This is a genomic window from Paraburkholderia sp. SIMBA_030, from assembly GCF_046535245.1.
Taxonomy (GTDB): domain Bacteria; phylum Pseudomonadota; class Gammaproteobacteria; order Burkholderiales; family Burkholderiaceae; genus Paraburkholderia.
The window spans coordinates 1-250 of the sequence record NZ_JAWRXB010001224.1; the positions used below are offsets into that span (position 1 = coordinate 1).

The 250-nt window shown below is 67.2% G+C and carries 1 protein-coding gene; it reads left to right on the top strand.

Annotated elements, in window-relative coordinates; all coding sequences use genetic code 11:
- Nucleotides 1-250, top strand: a 250-nt coding sequence (locus SB772_RS43935; protein ID WP_410839018.1) for a hypothetical protein, incomplete at both ends; no start/stop codon positions are given.

A 250-nucleotide genomic window follows, 5' to 3' on the forward strand; every position in this document is an offset into this window, starting at 1 on the left:
AGGCAAACCTCAAGGCCGACCCGTACGCCACGGCCGGCGCGGGCGCCGCACGGGACACCGAAACCCCTGGCTCCCGCGACGTCGTTGAAGAACGCATGCCGGCCCCGCCCGGCCACGCCGACGTGGCCCCGAAATCGGACCTGAAACGGCGCCTGATTGTCGGTGCGATCTTCACGGTGCCGTTGTTCATCATTTCCATGATCCCGGTCGCACAATTCCCCCACTGGGGCTGGGTTGCGCTGGTACTGGC